At 61.7% G+C, this 21593-nt stretch carries 17 protein-coding genes and 5 pseudogenes; 12 read left to right on the top strand and 10 right to left on the bottom strand.

Features of this window, described 5'->3' with window-relative positions:
• Window positions 1-329: 329 nt before the first annotated feature.
• From E2K76_RS16970 to E2K76_RS16955, 4 genes and pseudogenes are all read left to right on the top strand, one after another.
• Window positions 330-683, top strand: a pseudogene (locus tag E2K76_RS16970) (LexA family protein); the annotation flags it as partial.
• A 4-nt stretch (window positions 684-687) separates the two neighbouring features.
• Window positions 688-855, top strand: a complete 168-nt coding sequence (locus E2K76_RS16965; protein WP_220432279.1) for a Y-family DNA polymerase — start codon at window positions 688-690, stop codon at window positions 853-855.
• 47 nt (window positions 856-902) lie between these two features.
• Entirely contained in the window at window positions 903-1922 is a 1020-nt protein-coding gene (locus E2K76_RS16960) for a tyrosine-type recombinase/integrase (RefSeq protein WP_136685640.1), read from the top strand.
• Between the two features lie 104 nt (window positions 1923-2026).
• Complete coding sequence (locus E2K76_RS16955; protein ID WP_169053364.1) at window positions 2027-4195, top strand: tyrosine-type recombinase/integrase; 2169 nt, start codon at window positions 2027-2029, stop codon at window positions 4193-4195.
• A gap of 264 nt (window positions 4196-4459) precedes the next feature.
• Here E2K76_RS16955 and gabD read toward each other — a convergent pair whose 3' ends face one another.
• The 7 genes from gabD to E2K76_RS16920 form a co-directional block, all read right to left on the bottom strand.
• A complete protein-coding gene (gene gabD, locus E2K76_RS16950; RefSeq protein WP_136685638.1) occupies window positions 4460-5908 on the bottom strand; it encodes an NADP-dependent succinate-semialdehyde dehydrogenase in 1449 nt (482 codons plus the stop codon).
• Window positions 5909-5912: 4 nt separating this feature from the next.
• Entirely contained in the window at window positions 5913-7454 is a 1542-nt protein-coding gene (locus E2K76_RS16945) for a PucR family transcriptional regulator (RefSeq protein ID WP_136685637.1), read from the bottom strand.
• Between the two features lie 73 nt (window positions 7455-7527).
• Window positions 7528-7866, bottom strand: a complete 339-nt coding sequence (locus E2K76_RS16940) for a cupin domain-containing protein (RefSeq protein WP_136685636.1) — start codon at window positions 7864-7866, stop codon at window positions 7528-7530.
• Between the two features lie 12 nt (window positions 7867-7878).
• Window positions 7879-9282, bottom strand: a complete 1404-nt coding sequence (locus E2K76_RS16935; protein ID WP_136685635.1) for an NAD(P)/FAD-dependent oxidoreductase — start codon at window positions 9280-9282, stop codon at window positions 7879-7881.
• A gap of 93 nt (window positions 9283-9375) precedes the next feature.
• On the bottom strand, window positions 9376-11139 hold the full coding sequence (locus E2K76_RS16930) for a hydantoinase B/oxoprolinase family protein (RefSeq protein ID WP_136685634.1): 1764 nt from the start codon (window positions 11137-11139) through the stop codon (window positions 9376-9378).
• Window positions 11140-11151: 12 nt separating this feature from the next.
• A complete protein-coding gene (locus tag E2K76_RS16925) occupies window positions 11152-13182 on the bottom strand; it encodes a hydantoinase/oxoprolinase family protein (protein WP_136685633.1) in 2031 nt (676 codons plus the stop codon).
• A 488-nt stretch (window positions 13183-13670) separates the two neighbouring features.
• On the bottom strand, window positions 13671-14762 hold the full coding sequence (locus E2K76_RS16920; RefSeq protein WP_136685632.1) for an IS630 family transposase: 1092 nt from the start codon (window positions 14760-14762) through the stop codon (window positions 13671-13673).
• Between the two features lie 92 nt (window positions 14763-14854).
• Between E2K76_RS16920 and E2K76_RS21010 the strand changes: the two are divergent.
• The 6 genes and pseudogenes from E2K76_RS21010 to E2K76_RS16895 all read left to right on the top strand — a co-directional run.
• Window positions 14855-15145 (top strand): annotated as a pseudogene (locus E2K76_RS21010) (Y-family DNA polymerase); the annotation flags it as partial.
• A 60-nt stretch (window positions 15146-15205) separates the two neighbouring features.
• Window positions 15206-15988, top strand: coding sequence for a DUF4113 domain-containing protein (locus E2K76_RS21005; RefSeq protein ID WP_342773652.1), 783 nt, complete (start codon window positions 15206-15208; stop codon window positions 15986-15988).
• An 88-nt stretch (window positions 15989-16076) separates the two neighbouring features.
• Window positions 16077-16313 carry a FitA-like ribbon-helix-helix domain-containing protein gene (locus E2K76_RS16910; protein ID WP_136685630.1) on the top strand — a complete coding sequence of 79 codons (237 nt, stop codon included), beginning with the start codon at window positions 16077-16079 and terminating at the stop codon, window positions 16311-16313.
• Window positions 16310-16738: a type II toxin-antitoxin system VapC family toxin gene (locus tag E2K76_RS16905; protein WP_136685629.1), complete on the top strand. Its 429-nt coding sequence runs from the start codon at window positions 16310-16312 to the stop codon at window positions 16736-16738. The genes E2K76_RS16910 and E2K76_RS16905 overlap by 4 nt, the downstream gene beginning before the upstream one ends.
• An 85-nt stretch (window positions 16739-16823) precedes the next feature.
• On the top strand, window positions 16824-17006 hold the full coding sequence (locus E2K76_RS16900) for a DUF3606 domain-containing protein (protein ID WP_136685628.1): 183 nt from the start codon (window positions 16824-16826) through the stop codon (window positions 17004-17006).
• Window positions 17007-17010: 4 nt separating this feature from the next.
• On the top strand, window positions 17011-17265 hold the full coding sequence (locus E2K76_RS16895; protein ID WP_136685627.1) for a DUF982 domain-containing protein: 255 nt from the start codon (window positions 17011-17013) through the stop codon (window positions 17263-17265).
• 39 nt (window positions 17266-17304) lie between these two features.
• On the opposite strand, the gene E2K76_RS16890 is transcribed toward E2K76_RS16895, so the two are convergent.
• Window positions 17305-18264 carry an IS110 family transposase gene (locus E2K76_RS16890; RefSeq protein ID WP_136685626.1) on the bottom strand — a complete coding sequence of 320 codons (960 nt, stop codon included), beginning with the start codon at window positions 18262-18264 and terminating at the stop codon, window positions 17305-17307.
• A gap of 250 nt (window positions 18265-18514) precedes the next feature.
• Between E2K76_RS16890 and E2K76_RS16885 the strand changes: the two are divergent.
• Window positions 18515-19272 (top strand): annotated as a pseudogene (locus tag E2K76_RS16885) (IS5 family transposase).
• A 31-nt stretch (window positions 19273-19303) separates the two neighbouring features.
• Window positions 19304-20236: pseudogene (locus E2K76_RS16880) on the top strand (IS5 family transposase).
• Window positions 20237-20304: 68 nt separating this feature from the next.
• On the opposite strand, the pseudogene E2K76_RS16875 reads toward E2K76_RS16880, so the two are convergent.
• Both E2K76_RS16875 and E2K76_RS16870 read right to left on the bottom strand, forming a co-directional pair.
• Window positions 20305-20531, bottom strand: a pseudogene (locus tag E2K76_RS16875) (transposase); the annotation flags it as partial.
• 185 nt (window positions 20532-20716) lie between these two features.
• Window positions 20717-21250 (bottom strand): MarR family winged helix-turn-helix transcriptional regulator, encoded by a 534-nt coding sequence (locus E2K76_RS16870; protein WP_136685624.1) that lies wholly within the window; start codon window positions 21248-21250, stop codon window positions 20717-20719.
• Between the last annotated feature and the right edge of the window lie 343 nt (window positions 21251-21593).

The following is a 21593-nucleotide window of genomic DNA, read 5'->3' as shown; positions in this document are numbered from 1 at the left end:
TAACGGCGGACCACTTCAGTGGGGGAGGATCAGGCTGTTTTGGTGATTGATGCGCGCAGGACTGATCCAGTTCGTCCCGTCCACTCTCCGGGCGGAACTCTGCGAGCGTTCTCACGTCACGCGCGCGCCGGAACCCTCAATCTTGCCGGATCACTTATCGGCTTGATGGGAAGGGCCTCTACAGTAGCCCCTTGACGAACGGGGGGGCTTTAGGAGTATGGCTTATGTTCCCTTATTGTTCTTGACCTATGACCTTTGCGCTGCACCTTGTTCCCATCGAGATTGTCGAACGGCTCTTGCCGCTCGCTTCCGTTTAGGTACCTGCCGGTTTTCCGTCGCCAGCTGCCGACGATCTCGAAGATACCGTAGACCCAATCAAATGGGTTGTGCGGCATGACCACGCGACCTTCTGGTGGCGCGTCTCGGGCGACTCGTTGGAGGCGGAAGGCATACTTGATGGCGATTTGATCGCGGTCGATAGGGCGGGACGGCGGCGCAGCGGGCGGATCGTGCTGGCGCTGGTGGATGGTCAGATCACCGTCAAGAAACTCGCCAAGCGCAACGGCCTCTGGTTCCTGGACCCGCGCGCCCGCAGCGATGGCTACGAGACAATCCCCGTCACGGAAACGACCGAGATTTGGGGCGTTCTGGCGGGCGTAGTGCGCCGCCTACCCGTGGAATAGAGCGATGCTGTTGGCATCCGAGAAGCCGATTGCGCTGATCGACTGCAACAACTTCTATGTGTCGTGCGAAAGGCTGTTTGATCCCTCACTCCACGGGATACCCGTCATCGTTCTATCCAATAACGACGGCTGCGCCGTCGCTCGTTCGGATGATTATAAGGAATCTGATTAAGGATGCTTTTGGAGTAAAAGCAGCACATCCAAACGACGGGCATAGCAATGCACGAGGACGTCGAGCGCTGGCTTTTGATCCAAGAGAACCTTGGTCGTGCCCGGAACACGATCTTGGCCTATCGGCACGCACTTGTGGACTATGTCAGCTTCTGCAGCACAAACCAAATTCCGATCTGCGAGGCCACGCGCGAGCACGTGTCGCTTTATGTTCGATCAATGACGGACCGGTTCAGGCAGGCTCGTTCTTCGGTCGACATTCTGACTTCGCCCGTTGGGCTCGCCAACGCGACAATCCGACAGCGGCTTACGGCCGTAAGGCTGTATTATGATTACCTCATCGAAGAAGGCATCCGCTCGCATAACCCTGTGAGCCGCGGGCGTCACACAACGACAGCACGTGCCGCAATGCCGGGGCCGACTTCGCGTGCGCTTGTGCCGAGCTACAGCGTCCTGCCGTGGATACCAGATGAGGATGAATGGCGTCACATCCTGACTATCGCCAGAACTGGTTCTCCTCGGGATCGCCTCATGCTGGCACTGGCCTATGACGCCGGCTTGCGACGTGAAGAGCTTTGTTCGATTGCCACCGGTGATCTAGACCCTGCCCGTCGGCTGGTGCATGTCCGGGCAGAAACCACAAAGGGGCGTCGTGCCCGCGTGGTCCCTTACTCCGTGCCCACCGGCATGCTCCTCGAGGCCTATCTCCACGAGCGGCGGAGCCTCACGCGCGATCGCGGATCACTCTTTGTCTCGCAATCCCGGCGCAATCGGGGCGTCCCCATAACCGTCTGGACCTGGTCAAAAGTCATCCAAGGGTTGGCGCGGCGAGCGGCTCTTCCCTGCCTCGCAACCCATACGTTCCGCCACCTGTGCCTGACGGACTTGGCCCGCGCTGGCTGGGAACTGCACGAGATTGCCGAGTTTGCAGGCCACCGGAACATCAGCACAACCCTGCTCTACATTCATCTCAGTGGACGCGACCTTTCGGCGAAGCTCGCTCGCGCGACCTGTGCGCATGGCCAGCGCATGATCGAGATCGGTGCATTCCTTGGAGCCAGACCATGAAGAATGGCGCCGCTACACTACCGCTAGCGCCTCCTTATGAATGGCCGTTGGATCCGCCCTCCTATGATCGGTCGCCAGATCTATCTACTGAGGAACGAGACCATATGGGCCGGTTGGTCGCGCGCTTCGCCGCCGGTGGCCGTGGATGGCACAAGACGGCGCGTCCTGCGCTCGCCCGCTTGCTTCTTCCGCTGAACGACACACTGGACCATCTCGGCGCGACAACCACCGAGAAGCGCAACAACACTGTGCGCACCACTGTGATCTGCCTTCTGATCCGGGCAATGCATCGCCATAATTGTTCGTTCTGGGCCTTCACCCATGACCAGTGGATGGAGATGCTTGGCAGCGACTACTATACCTATGTGGACCAGCATGGCGTCACGGCAAACGCGCGGCAGCAGTTGATTGCCGTGGCCTATCTGCTCTGTGGCTTCGACCGCCTCGACCTGCTTGGGCGTTTGGCCTTCCATGCCCTGGCGGAAAAGGTGTTCGGTGCCGATATCGTCAATCCGGTCATCTCCAGCATGGAGGCCGATCTCCAACGCTGGGGATACACCAAGAAGGGCAATGTCACCGGGTTGCGGGCGGCACTTGCCCGCGCGATGCTGGCGCACCGATCTCCACGTATTGACGATCTGCGGCGTGAGACGTTGATGCGTCTGTTCCATGAGGCAGAAGCGAAGATCACCCGGCGCGGCCTCGTGATTCTTTCCTATGCCCTTGTACGACGTGGTCTTATTGGCGAGGCGCTTGGGCGTGAAGGTCAAACCTGGGGCGTGAAGCGGCTTGACCACCGGCACGCGACCCAAGGAGTGTCAACCGAATGGTTCCGGTGGTGTGATCGTTGGTTCGCAACGTCGACGCTGCAGCCTTCGAGCCGAGCAGGGACAGTCAACCGGTTGCTTCAGGCCGGGCGCTGGCTCGCACGGGAGCGACCGGATGTGCGTGGACCTGCAGACTGGGATCGGGAGGTCGCTGCCGCGTTTGTTGCCGCAGTCGATCGGGCCACCATTGGCGGATGGTCGACGCCAGTCGGCCCGAACAAGGATCGGGTGGGCCAACCGTTTGCACCCGCCTCAAAGGTAGCGATGCTCCGGGCCATGCGCACGTTCCTTTCGGACTGCCATGAATGGGGATGGGCCAAGGTCCGGCTGCAGCCCGCCCGGGCCTTGGCGACGCCGCGCTCGATCCGGGCGCTCATCGGTCCCGATCCGCGTGTCATCGCCGATGATGTCTGGGCCAAACTGATCTGGGCAGGCATCAATCTTGAGGACGACGACCTTCCGCAAGCCTTTCGGCCTCATGCTGACGGAAGCTGCACTTTCTACCCGATCGCCCTGGTTCGCGCTCTGGCCGTGGTCTGGCTGTTCACAGGGCTGCGCCGCAACGAGATCCTGCGTCTGCCAGTGGGATGCATTCGCTGGCAGACGGAAGCAAATGAACACGATGATGGAGCGGAGGCGGACAAGGCTCGCACCTGCCTGCTCGACGTTCCCGTCAACAAGACCGGGTCGGCATTCACCAAGCCGGTGGACGAGATCGTTGGTCGGCTCGTGAAAGCTTGGGAGGCCGTGCGACCACCACAGCCTACGCGCATTGATCCGAAGACCGGTATGCGTTTTGCACCACTGTTCTTTTATCGCGGCCGACCTGTTGGAAGCGGCTATCTGAATTCGAGGCTGATCCCGGCGCTCTGCCGCAAGGCCGGGGTTCCGCTGGAGGATGCGCGCGGCGCAATCACCAGCCACCGGGCTCGGTCTACCATCGCCACCCAGTTATATAACGCAAAAGAACCGCTGAGCCTGACCGAGTTGCAGGCTTGGCTCGGGCACCGCTCTCCGGAAGCCACACGGCATTATGCCAAGATCAGCCCCACCAAGCTTGCGAAGTCCTACGAAGAAGCCGGTTACTTCGCCCGCAACATCCGTGCGGTGGAGGTGCTGATCAATCAGGACACGGTTCGGAACGGCATTTCTTCTGACGAGCCCTGGAAGCTATACGACCTCGGACACGGTTATTGCAGCTATGATTTCTTTGATCAGTGCCCACACCGGATGGCTTGCGCAAAGTGCTCGTTCTACCTGCCGAAAGCGTCTTCGCGTGCACAGCGACTGGAAGGAAAGACCAATCTGCTCCGACTGCGGCAGGAGATACCGCTGAGCGACGACGAACTGCGGGCCGTCAACGAGGGCATCGAAGCCCATGAGGCACTCGTTTCCAAGCTTGCGCGCATCGCTGCGCCGGGTAAGTCGGCAGGAGAAACTAGCTGAGTTGCTCAGATGCTGGTTGGGTGGCGCGTCCTCCTATCGATCATCTGCGGCCTGCTTGGTCCTGTATTGCTGTCTATCTGGGCTATGGAGGCATCGGCGCATGAGTTGTCTGCTTACGCCCGGCTCTCCGCGAACCGGCCTTTCGAGCACCGCGCAGCGACATGGCCACGCAGCCCATTGCCGGAGTCCCCACCTTGTGGAGGAAAATGCGCTTGCTGCCGACTTTCGGGCGCGGGCCAGGGCAATCCCCCTCCTGGACGAGGCTTATCCCAGTCCTCCAAGGCTGAGATATTTGATCTCCAGATAATCCTCGATCCCGTATTTCGACCCTTCCCGCCCGAGGCCTGACGCCTTGACGCCTCCAAACGGCGCCACTTCGTTCGAGATGGCGCCGGAGTTGATTCCGACCATGCCATATTCTAGGGCTTCGGCAACGCGGAAGATGCGCGCCAGGTCGCGCGTGTAGAAATAGGCTGCCAGTCCGAACTCAGTATCATTGGCGTAGGACACGACCTCGGCTTCGTCGCGGAACCGGAACAAAGGGGCGAGTGGTCCGAAAGTCTCCTCGCGCGCAACGATGGCATCATGCGGCACGTTGGTCAGGACCGTTGGCTGAAAGAAGGTGCCGCCAAGTGCGTGCGGCTGTCCCCCGGTCAGAACCGAGGCACCGCGCGACACGGCATCGTCTATATGCGACCGTATCTTGGTCAGTGCGGCGTCGTCGATCAGCGGGCCCATAGTAACGCTCTCCTCCAAGCCGTTTCCGACGCGGAATGCCTTGACGGCCTCAGCCAGCCTTTCGGCAAAGGCATCATAAATACCGTCCTGCACATAGATGCGATTCGCGCAGACGCAGGTTTGCCCGTTGTTCCGGTATTTCGAGACGATCGCACCGGCCACTGCAGCATCCACATCGGCATCGTCGAATACGATGAACGGCGCGTTGCCGCCCAATTCCAGCGACAGCTTTTTCACGTCATGCGCGCATTGCGCCATCAGCATCCGGCCGACGCCGGTCGAGCCGGTGAAGGACAGCTTGCGCACGACGGGGTTTCCGGTCAATTCGCCGCCGATGGCGACTGCGTCACCTGTCACCACATTGAAGACGCCCGCTGGAATTCCCGCCTGATGCGCCAGTTGCGCCAGCGCCAGCGCCGAGAACGGCGTCTGTGGGGCGGGTTTCAGAACCATCGTGCAGCCTGCGGCCAATGCCGGCGCCGCCTTGCGCGTCACCATGGCCGAGGGAAAATTCCAGGGCGTGATCGCCGCCGTGACGCCGATGGGCTGCTTCAGCACCAGGATGCGCTTGTCGGCCTGCGGCGACGGGATGATGTCGCCATAAGTCCGCTTGGCCTCTTCGGCGAACCATTCGATGAAGGATGCGGCATACTGGATTTCGCCCCGGGCCTCTGCCAGCGGCTTGCCCTGCTCGGCCACCATCAGCAGCGCCAGATCTTCCTGATGCGCCAGAACCAGTTCGAACCAGCGCCGCAGCAGCGCCGCACGATCCTTTGCCGTCAGCGCACGCCACGCAGGCAAGGCGCGCTCTGCCGCGGCAATCGCGGCCCGTGCTTCATCGGCGCCCAGCACGGGAACCGACCCGACCGCTTCGCCGGTCGCCGGGTTGCGGATCAGGTCGGTCCGGCTATCGGGCGCGTCGATCCATCGGCCATTGATATAGGATTTCTGGCGAAGAAGCAGGAGTTGGGTCATCGGTTTAATCCTTATCATGCTGCGATTGGGTGCCCGGCCCGGGGCCCCCGCCATCGGAAGGGCCGGGCAGCCCGAGGATATCGGCCGCCTGCAGCGCCAACCACAGCGCGGCCACGTCCGCCGTACTGCTGAGTGAGCGCCCGGTCAGTTCCTCGACCCGGCGGATGCGATAGGTCAGGCTGGTCTTGTGAATATGCAGAACGCCTGCGGCGGCCTGCCAGGAACGGTTCTGCTCAAGAAACACACGCAATGTATGCAGCAGGCGGGCGTTCGATTGCTCATCATGGGCTGCGACAGGCCCTAGAATACGGCGAAAGGTATCCCGTGCCTCTTCGATGGACTGGGGCAGCCAAGGCAAGCGGTCGGCGATCTGCGCATGATGGACGACCGGTCGCTCGGGCGTGCCGTGGGCGGCCGCCAAGCGCGCCTCTCGCAGGGCCTCAGTCATGCGGTCCGCGCTGTCGACAGGATCGCTGAGTCCCAGCGGAGCACCGAGGATGTCCTGCACGGCCCCGGCATCCCTGGACGAGACCATAACAAGAACCTCCTGCCCCCGCGGCAGCAGCAGAAGGGGCACCTCCAGCCGCTCGAACCGCCACGCCCATTCCATCAACGGCAGCGGGTCGGCGCGCGCGACGCCCAGAAGCGCCGCGTCCAGAGACAGGTCACAGGTGTGGAGACGCCGGGTCAGCGTTCCGGCCCTAACCCTTTGGCCCAAAATCTCTTTGAGCAATTCGGCGTTCTGGCGAAACCTCCGTTCGTGTTCGACATGGCGATGTTCCAGTGCGATGCCCAAAACCGAAGCCAGGTGGCTCATTAGGCTATAGTCGAGCAAGTCGCCACCCGACCGCCTTGCCAGAAGCATATGATCCTGACGGGACGGAATCGAAATCGCCAGCACTTCGCCCTCGTCCAGAGGAAAGCGGCGGATGGCGGCCTGCGCCGTGCCGCGCTCAGGGGGTCTGCTCAGCATCTGGCGTAGGCCCGGCGGCAATTCGGCGCCACGCGGCAGCCACAGCGCCGCCGCCTGACCGTCCCACAGCATCAACTCGGCCTGAACATCCAGCGCCAACCGGTCGAGGAGCGCAGCCAGATCATGGCCTTCGATCGCCATGCGGGCGCTGACGTGCAGGCGCGCAAACGCCGCCCGGCGGTCGTTTTCGCGCGACCGCCAGGCGTCGGCGACCGCCCGGGTGACGCTGGCGAAGGGGACGCCATAGTCGGTCAGCAGCACCGGAAATCCCAGACGGTCGGCGCTCGCCTGCAGCGCAGTCATGTCCTTGGGGCCCTGCATGTTTTCACCGATCATCATGCCGGCAAGGCCCGCATTGGACAGCCGCTGGACATAGGCGGCCTGACCGGCCCGGCCTTTCGGCACGCCCATGCCGGTCGTCATCAGCAGGTCGCCCTTGCCCAGCCACTCGGTCGGGTCCGCCAGTTCGCAGACATGTGCCCATTGCACTTGCCGTTCCTGACCGGCCTCGCCGCCGATGAACCGTGTGCGCAGCTCCGGCATGTTGACGATATCCACGATGCGAAGCGACATGACTGAAACCTGATTGCTGTGGCTGATCCTGACCCCAGTCTATCGCCAGCCGCGCGACAAGGCAGACCAGATGTCAGCCGATGATCAGATAGGCCTTGCGGACGGTCTCGCGGATGTCCCATTCGCCTTGCGTGTCGGGCGCGAACCAGATCGAATCTCCGGTGCGGAAGGAGACCGTCTCGCCGCCATCGGGGGTGAAACTGCCGCTACCCGCGATGAAATAGCTGAATTCGGCCTGCGGCACCTGACGCCGGAACCGGCCGGGAGAGCATTCCCAGATGCCGGCATTGCCCGAAGGCGTCGCGGTATTGCCTGCGGTCCGCGTCATCGCGATCTGCGGGCCGGTCGGCGCGCCGACGGCGGCGGGAGTGGTGAAATCGGCATCCGTCGCGCGGATCAGGATCGGATTCATGGTCATGCTCCTTCAACTCTTGTCCTCGAGGCCAGCCGGGGCCAGCCCGGCCAGCAGCCTGTCCAGCGACCGTGGCCTGCGCCCCTGCATCTCGGCGGTTTCCTTGCGGCGCACCGCGTTGCGCACCATGCTGCCACCGACATAGCGGAAGGGTTCGGGCGGAAAGGTCTTCGCCTTGCGCCCAATCAGCGAGCTGCGCGACCAGTCGTCCTCGCGGCGCAGGGCCATGCTGGCCAGGATGTATCCGCCCAAACGGCTTGGAGCGACGCCATTGCCGCTCCATCCGATGCCATAGCAGATATTCGGCTGGTCGCGCAGATGGCCAAAGACCGGCACACTGTCAAAGGTCCGGTCGATCGGGCCGGACCAGGCGCCGTCCAGGCAAGTCTGATCCAGCATCGGAAATGTCGCGAACAGATCGGCCCGGGTCTGCGCGGCGGTGGCAGCATCCTCGCTGAACACTCCCCCGATGGCACTGCCAAAGCTCATGGCGCCCGTGCCCTTGCCGAAGGCGATCCGGCCGTCGCGGGTGGTGCGGTAGTAATCCACCATCAGTTGTGAATCGGTGATCGATTCTCCGCCCGTCCAGCCGATTTGCTCCAGCTTGTCGCCCAGGGGGCGCGTGATGACGACGGAACTGTTCACCGGCACGAACAGCCGCGCCAGTTCGGGGATCGCCGCAGACCAGGCGTTGGTGGCAAGCACCACCCGATCCGCAGCCAGCGTGCCACCCTCGGCGATCAGGCGCACCGGCTCGCCGGGTTCGATCCGGCCGACGGGGCTGTTCTCGAAGATGGTCACGCCGGCATCCAGCGCCACGCGGCGCATCCCCTGCACCAGCGCATAGGGCTGGACGGTGGCATTCGACGCCTCGAACACGCCGGCCAGATGGGTGGGCGAGCCGGTGCGGCGGCGCAGTTCGGCACCCGAGAGCCGCTGGAAGGGCTGCGCGCCAAGCGCCTCGCAGGCGGCCAGCGTGCCGTTCCAGGTATCGACATGCGCCGGGCTGGTCGCCGTCCAGAGCCAGCCTTTTTGCGTGAAATGCGCATCAATGGCGTGGCGGGCGCAGAATTCGCCCAGATCAAAGATGGCCTTTTCGGATTGCTGGCCCAGAAACCGGGCTTCGTCGTCGCCGCACAGCGCGCGCAGCGTGCCGATCTTGGGCCACCATGACATGGCAAAGCCGCCATTGCGCCCCGAGGCACCGCTGCCGCACAGATGCTGTTCGACGATGGCAACGCGGCAATCGGGTTCAAGTTCGCGGATCGTCAAGGCCGTCCACAACCCGACAAATCCGCCGCCGACGATAGCGATATCGACGTGATGGTCGCCCTGAAGCGCGGGGCACGGGGCCGGGCCCGGCACCGAGGTCTGCCAGTGGCTGGGCTTCAGGGGTAGGGAGGCGCGGAACTTCATGGGTCAATCCTCGTCAGACCGGCGCAGCCCGATGATGCGGGCGGCCGGAACAAGGCGGCGCACCGCCCTGTTCCCGTTGCGTGATTGTGCGGGTCAGCCGCGCAGGCTATCGGTGGCCGCCTGATCGACCGTCATTGTCGCCGGGTCGATTACGACACCGTAGAGGGCGCGCGCGGCGTCGATGCTGATGTATTCGTCCAGCACGTCCTCGACCACATCCTCGACCGCGCGGGCCTTGGGGTTGCCCCAGCCGCCGCCACCGGTGCTTTCGAACATGAAGGTCTCTTCAGGGCCGAACTTGTGCGAGGCCAGCAGCGGATTGTGCCAGTTGCCGTCATCGTCGATGCCGCCGATCACCCGGCGGCCACCATCGGCACCGATATGGATTGACCGCTGAACCGCGCTCTCCTGCCCACCGGCCACGCCGGGGCTGCCGGCCCGCGTGCGCGAGGTCTCCATGCCCAGTTCGCCGCCGCCGAAGAAGCGGACCTTGAACACCGAGCCGAGGCCACCGCGATATTTCCCGGCACCCGCCGAGTCCTTGCGCAACTCGAACGCCTCATAGGCAATGGGGAAGAACAGTTCGGCCGTCTCTGCCGCCATGTTCATGCAATTGCCCAAGGGGTCCATGGTCACGTTCATGCCGTCCGAATAGGGCGTCCCGCCCCACCCGCCTGCCGGTAGATCCGAGAACACGTCGGTCTTGCCGTCCTTGTCCACACAGCTTGCCACGAACCAGTTGGCATCGGCGCAGGTCGAGCCGGTCACCCGTTCCGGGATCGCTTTGGCCAGGGCCTGCCAGATCGCCGAGGTGATCTTGGATGCCGTCAGCGTGGTGCAACCGATGGTGGGCGCGGGCCAGGTCGCGTTCAGCCAGCAGCCTTCAGGCAGGATCACCTCGATCGGGTTGAACAGGCCCTGGTTCTGCGGGGCCTCCGGTGCCAGGAAGAACTGCAACGAATAGAGCGCCGCCGACATCGTGTTGGCCTTGGGCGAGTTGATCGCGCCCTGGCACATCGGATCGGTGCCGGTGAAGTCCACCGTGATCTGATCGTCCTTGACGGTCAGCGCGACCTTGACCCGCACCTTCTCATGCGTAATCCCGTCGGTATCCGCATAGTCCTCGGCCTCGTAGACACCGTCGGGAATGCTGCGGATGCTCTCGCGCACCATCTTTTCGGTATAAGCCTGGATTTTCTTCATCGCGGCGCGGACCGTATCGGCGCCGTAACGTTCGCAGGCGCGCTGCATTTCCTGCTCGGCCGCCAGCAGCGCGCCCAGATGTGCCTGCGTGTCGCCCTTGATGAAATGCGGCGTGCGGGTGTTGTTGAGGATGATCGCCATCAGATCCTCGTTCAGCTTGCCCCCGCTGAAGATTTTCAGCGGCGGAAGGCGAAGCCCCTCGGCGGCGATATGGGTGCTGAAGGCCTGGCCGCCGGCGCCGCCGCCGCCCAGATCCATCCAGTGCCCCCGGCTGACCGCATAGCCGATCAGTTCCTTCTTGTAATAGATCGGCTTGGTGAAGGTGATGTCGTTGATATGCGTCCCGCCCCGATAGGGGTCGTTCAGCACCAGAACGTCGCCTTCGCGGATGTTCGCGGCGCCGATGCCCTTGACGGCTTCCTCGGCCGAGAATTTCATCGCGGCAAGGTGGACCGGGCAGTTCGCCGCCTGGCTGAGCAGGTGCAGATCCGCGTCATAGATGGCGTTGGAAAAATCCAGCATGTCCGCAAGGATCGGCGAGAACGACGACCTTTGCATCACCGTCGCCATCCGGTCAGAGGCGAATTCGAAGATGCTGCGCATCACCTCGAAGGTGATCGGGTCGATGTCGATTTCGGTCTTGTTGTGATCCATGGCCTCCCCTCCTCAGATCTCGATGTCGATGATAAGCGCGCCCATCGCGTTCACATGGGCGAGCGTTCGCGGCGGCAGCACGGTGCAGGCGTGGTCATATTCGACGATCGCCGGCCCGGTGATGTGATGATGCGTCGTCAGGGCCTCGCCGTCATAGACCTCGCAGTCATGCCATTCGCCGTCGAAATAGACCGCGCGGCGACCTTTCAGGGCAACGCTGTCATCCGGCGAATAGTGCAGCTCGACCGGGGGCGGATCATCCATCCCGCCAATCGCGGTCACGCTGAAGGACACGAAGGCGGGCGCGAAATCATCCGAGCTGACGCCGAATTCCTGCAGGTGGACGCTGTGGAACGCGTCCTCGATGCCCGGCAAATGCCCGGCGGTCAGCCGGCCGTTCGGCAGTGGCGTATCCACCTCGTAGGACTGCCCGACATAGCGCATCTGCGCGCTGCGGCTGATCTGGATCTCGGCCTCGTTGGTGAAGCCCTGCGCCACCAGTTCCTTTTTCGCGCGGGTCTCAAGATCGTCCAGGATCGCATTCACGCGGTCCAGATCGGCCTCTTTCACCGGCGAATAATAGAACTGTTCGATGTCCTGCCGCAGATCCATGACCGTGGCACCAAAGGCCGAGGCTACGCCGGCATGGGCCGGCACGATGACCTTCGGAATGTTCATCGACCGGGCTACGAAACAGGCCGCCAGCGCGCCGGCCCCGCCAAAGCTGGCATAGACGAAGTCGCGCGGGTCGCGGCCGCGAGCGATCAGCACCTTTTTCACCGCCTGCGCCATGTATTCGCAACCGATGCGGATCATGCCTTCGGCCGTCTCCAGCATCGGCAGGCCGATCTGGTCGGCCAGCTTCTGCATGGCGGCCTTGGCGCCTTCCAGGTCCAGGTCCAGCTTGCCGTTCAGGGTCGGGTCCAGTCGGCCAAGGATCAGGTTGGCGTCGGTGATCGTCGGCTGTGTGCCGCCACGGCCATAGCAGACTGGACCGGGTTCGGAACCGGCGCTTTTCGGACCCACCCGAAGGCTGCCGCCGGCATCGACCCAGCCAATGGAACCGCCGCCCGAACCGACGCTGTGGATGTCCAGCATGGGCACCACGATCGGGACTTCCCATTCCAGCTCGTGATCGCGGGTGATCAGGCCCTTGCCATGTTCCACAATGGAGACATCAAAGCTGGTGCCGCCGACATCGGTGTGCAGGATGCGGTCGAAACCGCTCTGCTCGGTCAGATAGCTGCCATAGGCCACGCCGCCGGCTGGGCCGGATTCCAGCATGTCCTCGGGGTGATGGCGCGCCGCTTCGGCCGACATGACGCCGCCGCTGCTTTTCAGGATCAGCAGCTTGCCGGTGAAGCCGCTGGCGCCGAGGCGGTTTTCCAGATCGTCCATGTATTTGACCATGACCGGCATGCAGGCTGCACGCACTGCGGTCGTGACGAAACGACCGTGTTCCCGGAAGATCGGGCGCGTTTCCGACGACAGGACGATATGCACGTCGGGGCATTCCTGGCGCAGGATGTCGCGCATCTGCTCTTCATGCGCGCCACTGGCATAAGAGTTGATGAAACCGATCGCGACCGACTGGATCCCCGCGTCTCGGATCTTGCGCGCCACATCGCGTGCGGCGTCCACATCCAGCGGGCGTTCGGTCTCGCCGTGAACATTGGTGCGCTCGGGCACGGTATAGCGATAGCGGCGCTTGATGACCGGCTTGGGCTTGGTCTGATAGGGATCATAGAGATTTTGGCGGTGCTGGCGCCCGATCTCGATCGTATCGCGGAAACCTTCGGTGGTGATGAGGGCAGCGTCGGGATAGCTGCGCTCGATCAGCGCATTCGTCGCTGTCGTCGTGCCGTGCATCAAATACGAGATGTTCGAAATCTCGATCCCGGCCTTCTTAATGGACTCAAGAACGGCGATGGACCGATCCTGTTTTGTCGTAAGAACCTTGGCGGTGACTTGCTTGCCGGTGTTTTCCTCCCAAGCAAACAGGTCTGTGAACGTGCCGCCCACGTCGATCCCGACCCTCCACATTGCGTCTCCTCCTTCGCTAGCGGAAATCTGATTGACGCAATTCAGCAGACGCTGGTTGTAGCAGGCAATCAGTCGAAAATAGGATTCTTGAGACGAAGTTTGTGCAATCGACTTATGCTGCACGTCTTCGAACAACTGCTTCAGGTAGGAATTTGTCTCCACCACGTACGTCATAGTTGCAGGCACACGTGGCGACTTTGTCGCTGTGATCTTTCCCGTGAATTCAGTTCGATGAATGAGTGGCCGCTCTTGCTGGCTTCTCTGCGGGTGCCGTGCCGAGGCTCAGCTGGCGGCTCATCCGCCATGACGTCCGCTGCGCCGTACTTGCTAATGAAAGGTGAGCAATTGCAGCGGACGACGGCGTCGTGTGGATTTTTGTCATGAGTTGAAAGTCGCTTCAGCCCAGCCAACGACTTCATATTACACATCCGCGATAGTTTTTGATCGAGGGTTCGGCTGGATGGCTAGTGTTCTGAGTCTGACGCTTGCTACCTGTTCCCGCGGATACCATCGAGTGCATCGAGCGCGCGCCGTTCACGGGTGAGGATATCGTCAGCTGACTTGATCCAAACAAAGGGCTTCGGCCGGATGTTGTGCTGCGCCAGGTAGTCATAGATCGCATCCTCCAAGTCGCTCACGCTGGTGTAACTGCCTTTGCGAATGCGCTTTGCGGTGATCTCTGCAAAGAAGCGCTCGACAAGGTTGAGCCAGGAGGCGCTGGTTGGTGTGAAATGCAGCTTGAACCGCGGATGTTTCTCCAGCCAGGCCTGCACCTCGGGCGTCTTGTGGGTGGCGTAGTTGTCGAGCACGAGATGGATGTCACGAGGTTTGCGGACGGCGCGGTCAATGCGGCGCAGGAAGGTCAGAAACTCCCGGGCCCGATGACGGGGCATGCAATTACCGATGACCATGCCGGATTTGACATCAAGCGCGGCGAACAGGGTAGTCGTGCCGTGGCGCTTGTAATCGTGGGTCATCGTGGCGGCTCGCCCCTTCTTGAGCGGCAAGCCAGGCTGGGTCCGGTCCAAGGCCTGTATCTGTGACTTTTCATCAACACACAGCACGACGGCACGGTCCGGCGGGTCCAGATAAAGCCCGACGATCTCGGTGACTTTTTCCTCAAACAGCGGATCGTTCGACACCTTGAACCCGCGCGAGACATGCGGCTTCAACCCCGCCTCTGCACAAATGCGCCCCACGCTTGAAGGAGAGATCCCCACCGCTTCGGCCATCATCGAGCGGCTCCAGTGGGTGGCGTTGGGAGGAGCCTCCTGCACGGTCTTCGCGATCACCGTCAGCCGTGTTTCCCGGGGCAGCGGGGGCACCCGCGAGGGTCGGGTCTTGTCCCGCAGCAGCCCTGCCACACCCTCATCAAGATAGCGGGATTGCCAACGCCAAACAGTGGGCTTCGAAGTCTTGGCACGCCGCATGATCGCGTTGGTGCCGTAGCCATCGGCGGTAGCCAGGATAATCTCGGCCCGCCAGACCACCTTGCGTGGGGTGTTTCGGTCGGTGAGCACGGTTTCAAGCCGCGCTCGATCGGCAGGGCCAAGGTAAAGGCTAATGTCGTCTCGTCTCATCCGCCGAACATGTCACATTCGACCACAGGAAGGAATCTTCTGTTAGGCGGTGAACACTAGTTGACATTCCAATTAACTGAGAGGCGAAGGCCCTCGGGATCAAGATGGGAGCGCCGGTTTTCAAGATGCGTGAGCTGATACAGCGCCACGGGGTCAAGGCGCTGTCATCCAATTACACCCTCTATGGCGACCTTTCCCGCCGCTGCGTGGAGGTGCTGCACAGTTTCTCGCCGCGGCTAGACGTGTATTCCATAGACGAGACGTTCGTTGACTTGTCCGGCTTTGGGGAGCGGATGGAGGCTCAGGCAGCTGCTATGCGGGCGGCGGTTCGCGTCGAGGTCGGCATCCCCACCTGCGTTGGCATTGGCCCAACCAAGACGCTTGCCAAACTGGCAAACTTCGCAGCCAAGAAGAACCCAATCTTTTCCGGCGTCTGCAACTTGATGAAGCCCGAGGTCCGGGATTACGTCATGCAGCGCATGCCCATTGGCGAAATATGGGGCGTCGGTTCGGCAACCGAGGGCAAGCTACTGGCCCAAGGCGTGAGAACAGCGGCTCAGTTGCGCGATTTTCCTTCCCCTTTGGCTCGCAAAATCGGAACCGTTGTGCTGGAACGCCTTGTGGCCGAACTTCAAGGCATCGCTTGTGTCGACTTCGAGGACGTTCCCCCGCAACGCAAAGGCATGGCGGTGACGCGATCGGCAGGCACGCCCATGGCCAGTTTCGACGTGCTGGCGCAGGCGCTTTCTGCCCACGCAACCCGCGCGGCCGAGAAACTAAGGCAACATGGCCTTGTAGCCGGAACCGTGAATGTATTTTTCCATACCAATCCGCATAAGCCAGAACGGCCGCAACATTCAGCGTCCCGCAGCGTGCGCCTCTCCCCAATGTCGAACCACACTTTTGACCTTGTGGATGCGGCAATCGCCGCTGCGAAGCGGGGCTGGAAGGGCGACCCCTCCGGGAACGGCTACGGCTATACTAAAGCCGGGATCATCCTTGATGATCTGCTGGCCGAGCAGGATCGGCCCGCCATGCTATTCCCCCCCGATAGGTCGCGGGATGCACGGCTGACTGATGCGCTGGACGCGATCAACGACCGCTTCGGCAAGAAAACGATGCTGACGGGTCGGGAAGGATTCGAAAAATCGTGGACCACGCGGGCGGATTATCGTTCCCCTCGCTACACAACGCGCTTGAGCGAATTGCCCGTGCTTCAGCTTTGACACGATGGTAGCACTCCTTGTTTTCGTGGCACTGGAGAGGTATGATGGCACTTATCATAAACTGATATCATGGTGCACTATGGGAAATATGACCATTCGCAACCTGCCCGATGAGGTTCACAACCACCTGCGCGAACAAGCAACCAGCAACAGCCGCAGCATCGAGGCCGAAGCCCGTGCCATCCTTGTAAACTCCTATGTCGCCAAACACACAGGTGGCTTCGGACAGCAGCTCAGATCGCGCTTTCAGAACATGGGCGTCATTGGTGAAGAGTTGAGCGTCACGCGCGACAAGGCAGCGGGCGATGCCGCAGACTTCTCATGATCGTTTTGGACACGAATGTTCTGTCCGAAGTCCAAAAGCCAAAGCCCGATCCGAATGTAATGGCTTGGCTCGACGCTCAAGAGCCTAGCAACCTTTTTGTCACGGCTATCACAGCCGAAGAGCTACTGTTCGGCGCGTTCATCCTGCCTGTCGGGGACAGAAGAGCCAGGCTTGTCGGAACCGTGGAATCCATGCTCGCAGACGATTTTGCATTTAGGGTTCTCCCCTATGATATGACCGCTGCACAGTTTTACGCCTCGCGCGTCTCGAGCGCCCGCGCACGCGGAATTACTATTGGTCACGCAGATGGTCAGATCGGGGCCATCGTGGCGGCGCAGAAAGCCGCAAGCATTGCCACAAGAGACACGGCTCCGTTCGACGCGATGGGCGTGAAAGTCATCAACCCTTGGGAGTACCAGTCCTAGGATTTGGTCCTATGGATCCCGTCCGAGGGTTTAATGAAACAAGGGGCCGTGCAGTGGCGTTCTTCCTGCATCGAAGGAGGAAGTCATGTCCAAGGAGACCACGAGCCGGGGCCGCGCCCAAGACCGCCAGAAAGTTGCTGGCGGCCAAGATCATGAAGTCCGATACGAGGCGGAAAAGACGGGCGCGTCCAAGGACAAGGTGCGCGAAGCCGTGAAGTCCGAAGGCAACAGCCGCCAGAAGGTCGAGCGCAAGCTGGATAAGGGTTGAACCGATGGCGGGCCGCGAAGGTAAATCGACTTCCATTCGGCCCGTCACCTACCAGGAGACAATCAGCCAATATCGAACCGTTGCAGACGCGCATGGCATGGGCAAAGCCTTGATCGCGAATTGCGACCAAGCCGACCCCGATTACTTGGCAGCGGCTCGGTCTTGCATTGCGTTCGCCGAAGGGCAGGGCAACGCCGAGCTGGTTCGGGCAGACTTCATCAGGGCCATGACCACAGCCGGTATTTTTATGCGAGATTGATGGGCGGGCCCGCCAGTATTCGTCTAGCAACTGTATCTGTCAGGTCGGATGGTCCACCCATTTCTGACGGCTTTTGCACACTGCATTTGCGATGGTGACCAGCTTTCTGGCGACTGCGGTGATGATGACCTTGTGCGGTTTACCTGCCTTGCGAAGTCGATCTGCGAAGGATCTCAGGCGGGGGTTGTGCTGTGACGCGACTAGGGCCGCTTGGAACATCACGTGCCTCAGGGCTCTGCGACCACCGGCGATGGCCCGTTTTCCGCGAAGGGTTCCGCTGTCATGCGCGACCGGGGCCAATCCGGTGAGCGCGGCAGCTTCTTCGCCGGTGATGGTGCCGATCTCGGGCATTTCGGCGATCAGCATTGTGCTCGCAACCGGGCCGATCCCCGGGATGGAACGCAGAACGGTGGCCATTTCCGACAGGTGATCGTCGCTCGCGATGGCCCGGATGACCCTGTCTTCAAGCTCCTTGATCAGGCTGTCGATCCTTTGCGTCAGCTCGGTGTCGACGTCCTCAAATATCGCAGCAGTTCCCAGTTTCTGATGCGCACGGACTTGGGCAAGCAGTCGCTTGCGCATCTCGACCAACTGGGCTCGTTTCGACGCCAACGCCCTGAGAAAGCGAAGCTTCTCCGCTGGAAGGCTTCGGCCTGCATCGGGGCGGAAAGCAAAGAAGCGAGCGATGAGTTCGGCGTCTATCCGGTCGGTCTTTGCGCGGGTGCCACGGCTTTGCGCAAACGCCTTTACCTGAGCGGGTGGAACCTGGCGGGCTACAATACCTTCCGCTTCCAAATGCGCCCAGAGCTGCCACTCCTGGCCACCAGTCGATTCAAAGCAGACGACGGCATCCCGGTCGCGGGCAAGATCGGCTACGGCAGTATGACCAGCCGGAGCGTTTGGCATTCTGCATCGATGTCCATCGGGGAGGCAATGAACGTCGAGCAAGTCGCGGCTGACGTCTATGCCGATAACGCGGCCATGTGATAGATTGTCCATACTCTCTTCCTTCTGGTGCGCGGTCCTGCAAAGGCCGCAATCAACTGTTCGAGACGATGAAGAGAGGCGGTGCCGACAGGCTAAGAAGCGTGGTTATCCCACAAGGGTCAGACGTCGCGCACCACCCCGCCATCGGCCCTGGCCGGGGCCGGTGACGGGGTCAGTTTAGCGCAGTCCAGACACAGAAGGGTCAGGACGCATTGATTTCCGCTTCGCTGCGTGATTCACGGCTTCGAAACGGAGCGGTGACATGAGCGATCTGTTCTGGCTGACTGATGAGCAGATGGCACGTCTGCAGCCTTTCTTTCCGAAGTCGCACGGAAAGCCGCGGGTGGATGACAGGCGGGTGCTGAGCGGGATTATCTTCATCAACCGCAATGGGTTGCGCTGGCGGGACGCTCCTGCGGTCTACGGGCCGCACAAGACACTCTACAGCCGCTGGAAGCGGTGGAGCGAGAAAGGTGTCTTCGCCCGGATCATGGAGGGGCTGGCCGCTGAAGCAGCCACCCCCAGGACGGTGATGATCGATGCGACCTACCTGAAGGCGCACCGCACGGCGACCAGCCTGCGGTCAAAAAAGGGGGGCGTGGGCGCCTCATCGGGCGCACGAAAGGCGGGATGAACACAAAGCTGCATGCTGTTTCCGATGCCGTGGGACGCCCGATCCGCCTGTTCATGACCGCCGGGCAGGTCAGCGATTACACCGGTGCCGCGGCTTTGCTCAGCAGTCTGCCCAAGGCCGACTGGCTGCTGGCAGACAGGGGGTATGATGCGGACTGGTTCCGCAGCGCCTTGCAGGACAAGGGGATCAGGCCCTGCATCCCGGGCAGGAAGTCCCGCGCAAAGCCCGCGGCATACGACAAACGCAGATACCGCCGCCGCAATCGCATCGAGATCATGTTTGGTCGATTGAAGGACTGGCGCCGCGTTGCAACGCGCTACGACAGATCGCCCAAGGTCTTCCTCTCAGCCGTCGCCCTCGCTGCAACCGTTATGTTCTGGCTGTAATCGGAATGAGTCCTGACCCTAGCTTCGGCCCATGCCGAAGCCTTCCTCTCCCCGCTATCGCACGACGAACTGGCCCATCTACAATGCTGCCCTGCGCCGCCGGGGTTCACTCTCGATCTGGTTCGATCCGACGATGGCGTGGCATGCCGTGAACACCGGCAAGCGCGGTCATCCGGAGACCTTCTCCGAGAGCGCGATCCAGACCTGCCTGACGCTGAAGGTGCTGTTCGGCCTGCCGCTGCGGCAGACGGTCGGGCTGGTCGCCAGCCTGATCGAGATGGCAGGATTGGACTGGCCTGTTCCGGACTATTCCACGCTCTGCCGACGTCAGGCCCGGCTTGCGGTTCAGATCCCCTACCGCCGCCTGGACGGCCCCGTGACGCTGCTAGTCGGTAGCACCGGCATCAAGTTCCGCGGCGACGGCGAGTGGCAGGCGCGCAAGCATGGCACTTCCCGCCGCAGGCAATGGCGCAAGGTCCATATCGGCATGGATGCCCAGACCGGCGATGTCCGGGCCATCGAATGCACGTCCAGCCGGCAAGGCGACAGCCAGCTGCTGCCGGAATTGTTGGCGCAGCTCCCCGAGGATGAAAGGATCGGCTCGGTCACGGCCGACGGCGCCTATGATACCAGACGATGCCATGCTGCGATCGTTGATCGAGGGGCCGAAGCGCGCATCCCCATCCGCCGGAACGGGCGCACCTAGAAAGAGGATTGCCCGGCCGCCCGTGTCCGCAACGAGATCCTGCGTGAGACACGACGCCTCGGGCGCGCCAACTGGAAGCGTGCGGTCGGTTACCACGTCCGAAGTCGGGTCGAAGCGCGGATGAAGTGCCTCAAGGCATTCGGCGAACGCATCGCCTCCCGCCATCCGGACCGACAGACAGCAGAGGTCCAGATCCGCATTGCCATCATGAACAAATATAACGCTCTCGGCACCGCCGAGATCACTGCGTTGGGCTGAAGGCCACGCGGGAAAGGGGAAGATCGGCCTCAAGCCGATTAATGCAACAATGCCCTTTTTTAGCACCCCCTCTCCTCGCGCAGTATGCGGTTCTCTTTCCGCAACCGTTCGTTCTCGCGAGAAGATCACCATCCCGTTCCGGCACCTTCGCCTCATCGGAAATCGTCCGGGTCCATCTGCCGATCGTCGAAAGCCCGACGCCAAGATCAGACGCAACCTGACGCCGCGTCAGGCCGCTGGTGGGCGCGATGCGAACCGCATCACGCTTGTACTCGTCCCTGTGTGTCGCTGCCATATCCTGTCCCCTCTGAAGAGAGCACGCTCTGAGGAGACAGGAACGGAAACGGTGTAGGCCCAGACCCGCAAGGTGCAGTGCGCAGCCGGTCCCCGCCCGTGTGAGCAGTCTCTCCAACTCGCCGGTTAAATGCCGAAGCGGCAAAGGGCTGGCAATCGCCATCGGAAAGTTTGCGACAGAACCCCTCAACCCATACGCGTTGTTTTTTCGTCCATATGCAGTACCGTCCGGCCCAGATGGTTCCCCTCGACCACAAGTCGAGAGATCAAGGCAAGGAAGGTGTCGCGTTCCGCTTCCGAAAGCGGGGCAAGCAAGCGCTTATGGATGTTCTGGAACCGTTTATGCGCCTCGTGCAGGATCGATCGGCCCTCGGGGGTGATCCACATAACGCGCATCCGGCCGTCCATCTCTGACCTGCCGCGAGCGAGGTATCCCGCCGCCTTCAGCCGCGCGGCGACATCCGCCGAATTGGCGCGGTCGATGCCCAATAGCCCCCCCAGCGATGATTGGTCGATGCCCGGGTTGCGTTCGATGATGCTTAGCGCGCCGTATTGCACGGGCGTCAGTTCAATGTCGCCCATCTCGTCCAGAAAAACGCCGACGCTAAGTTGATGCAGGCGACGGATCAAAAAGCCGGGGCGCGACCAGAGGTCGGTGATCCGCTCGTGGGTTTCCGCATAATCGCGAACCTGCTCCAGCTCTGGTGCTTCGTTTGACATCGGTCTTGCTCCTTACCACAGCTTTGAATTGCAGATGCAACGCACACTTACAAGAAAACACTGACCTTCACGGCCCTTTGAAGATGCGGGTTTTCCTGCCGATGCAAGGTCGCCAACCTATATCATCAGTATATGCACAAAAAATGGAACAACCGCCGATTTTCGGGCAGATTCTGATCTTGGTTTGCCAATTATGAAACAATATTGTTGCACCAATTCCCTGTCGGTGCCTTGTTGTAAGTGCACATGCATAAATGACCAACGCAGGCAATGTACCTGTCAACGGTGTCAATAGGGGAACGCCATGATCACACGCCGGAGCCTTATGAAATACAGCCTGGGT

Origin of the sequence: Falsirhodobacter xinxiangensis (genome assembly GCF_004959935.1) — a bacterium.
In the GTDB taxonomy this organism is placed as follows: domain Bacteria; phylum Pseudomonadota; class Alphaproteobacteria; order Rhodobacterales; family Rhodobacteraceae; genus Falsirhodobacter; species Falsirhodobacter xinxiangensis.
Note: the sequence above shows the minus strand (reverse complement) of the source record. Positions and strands in the feature narration are given on the sequence as shown.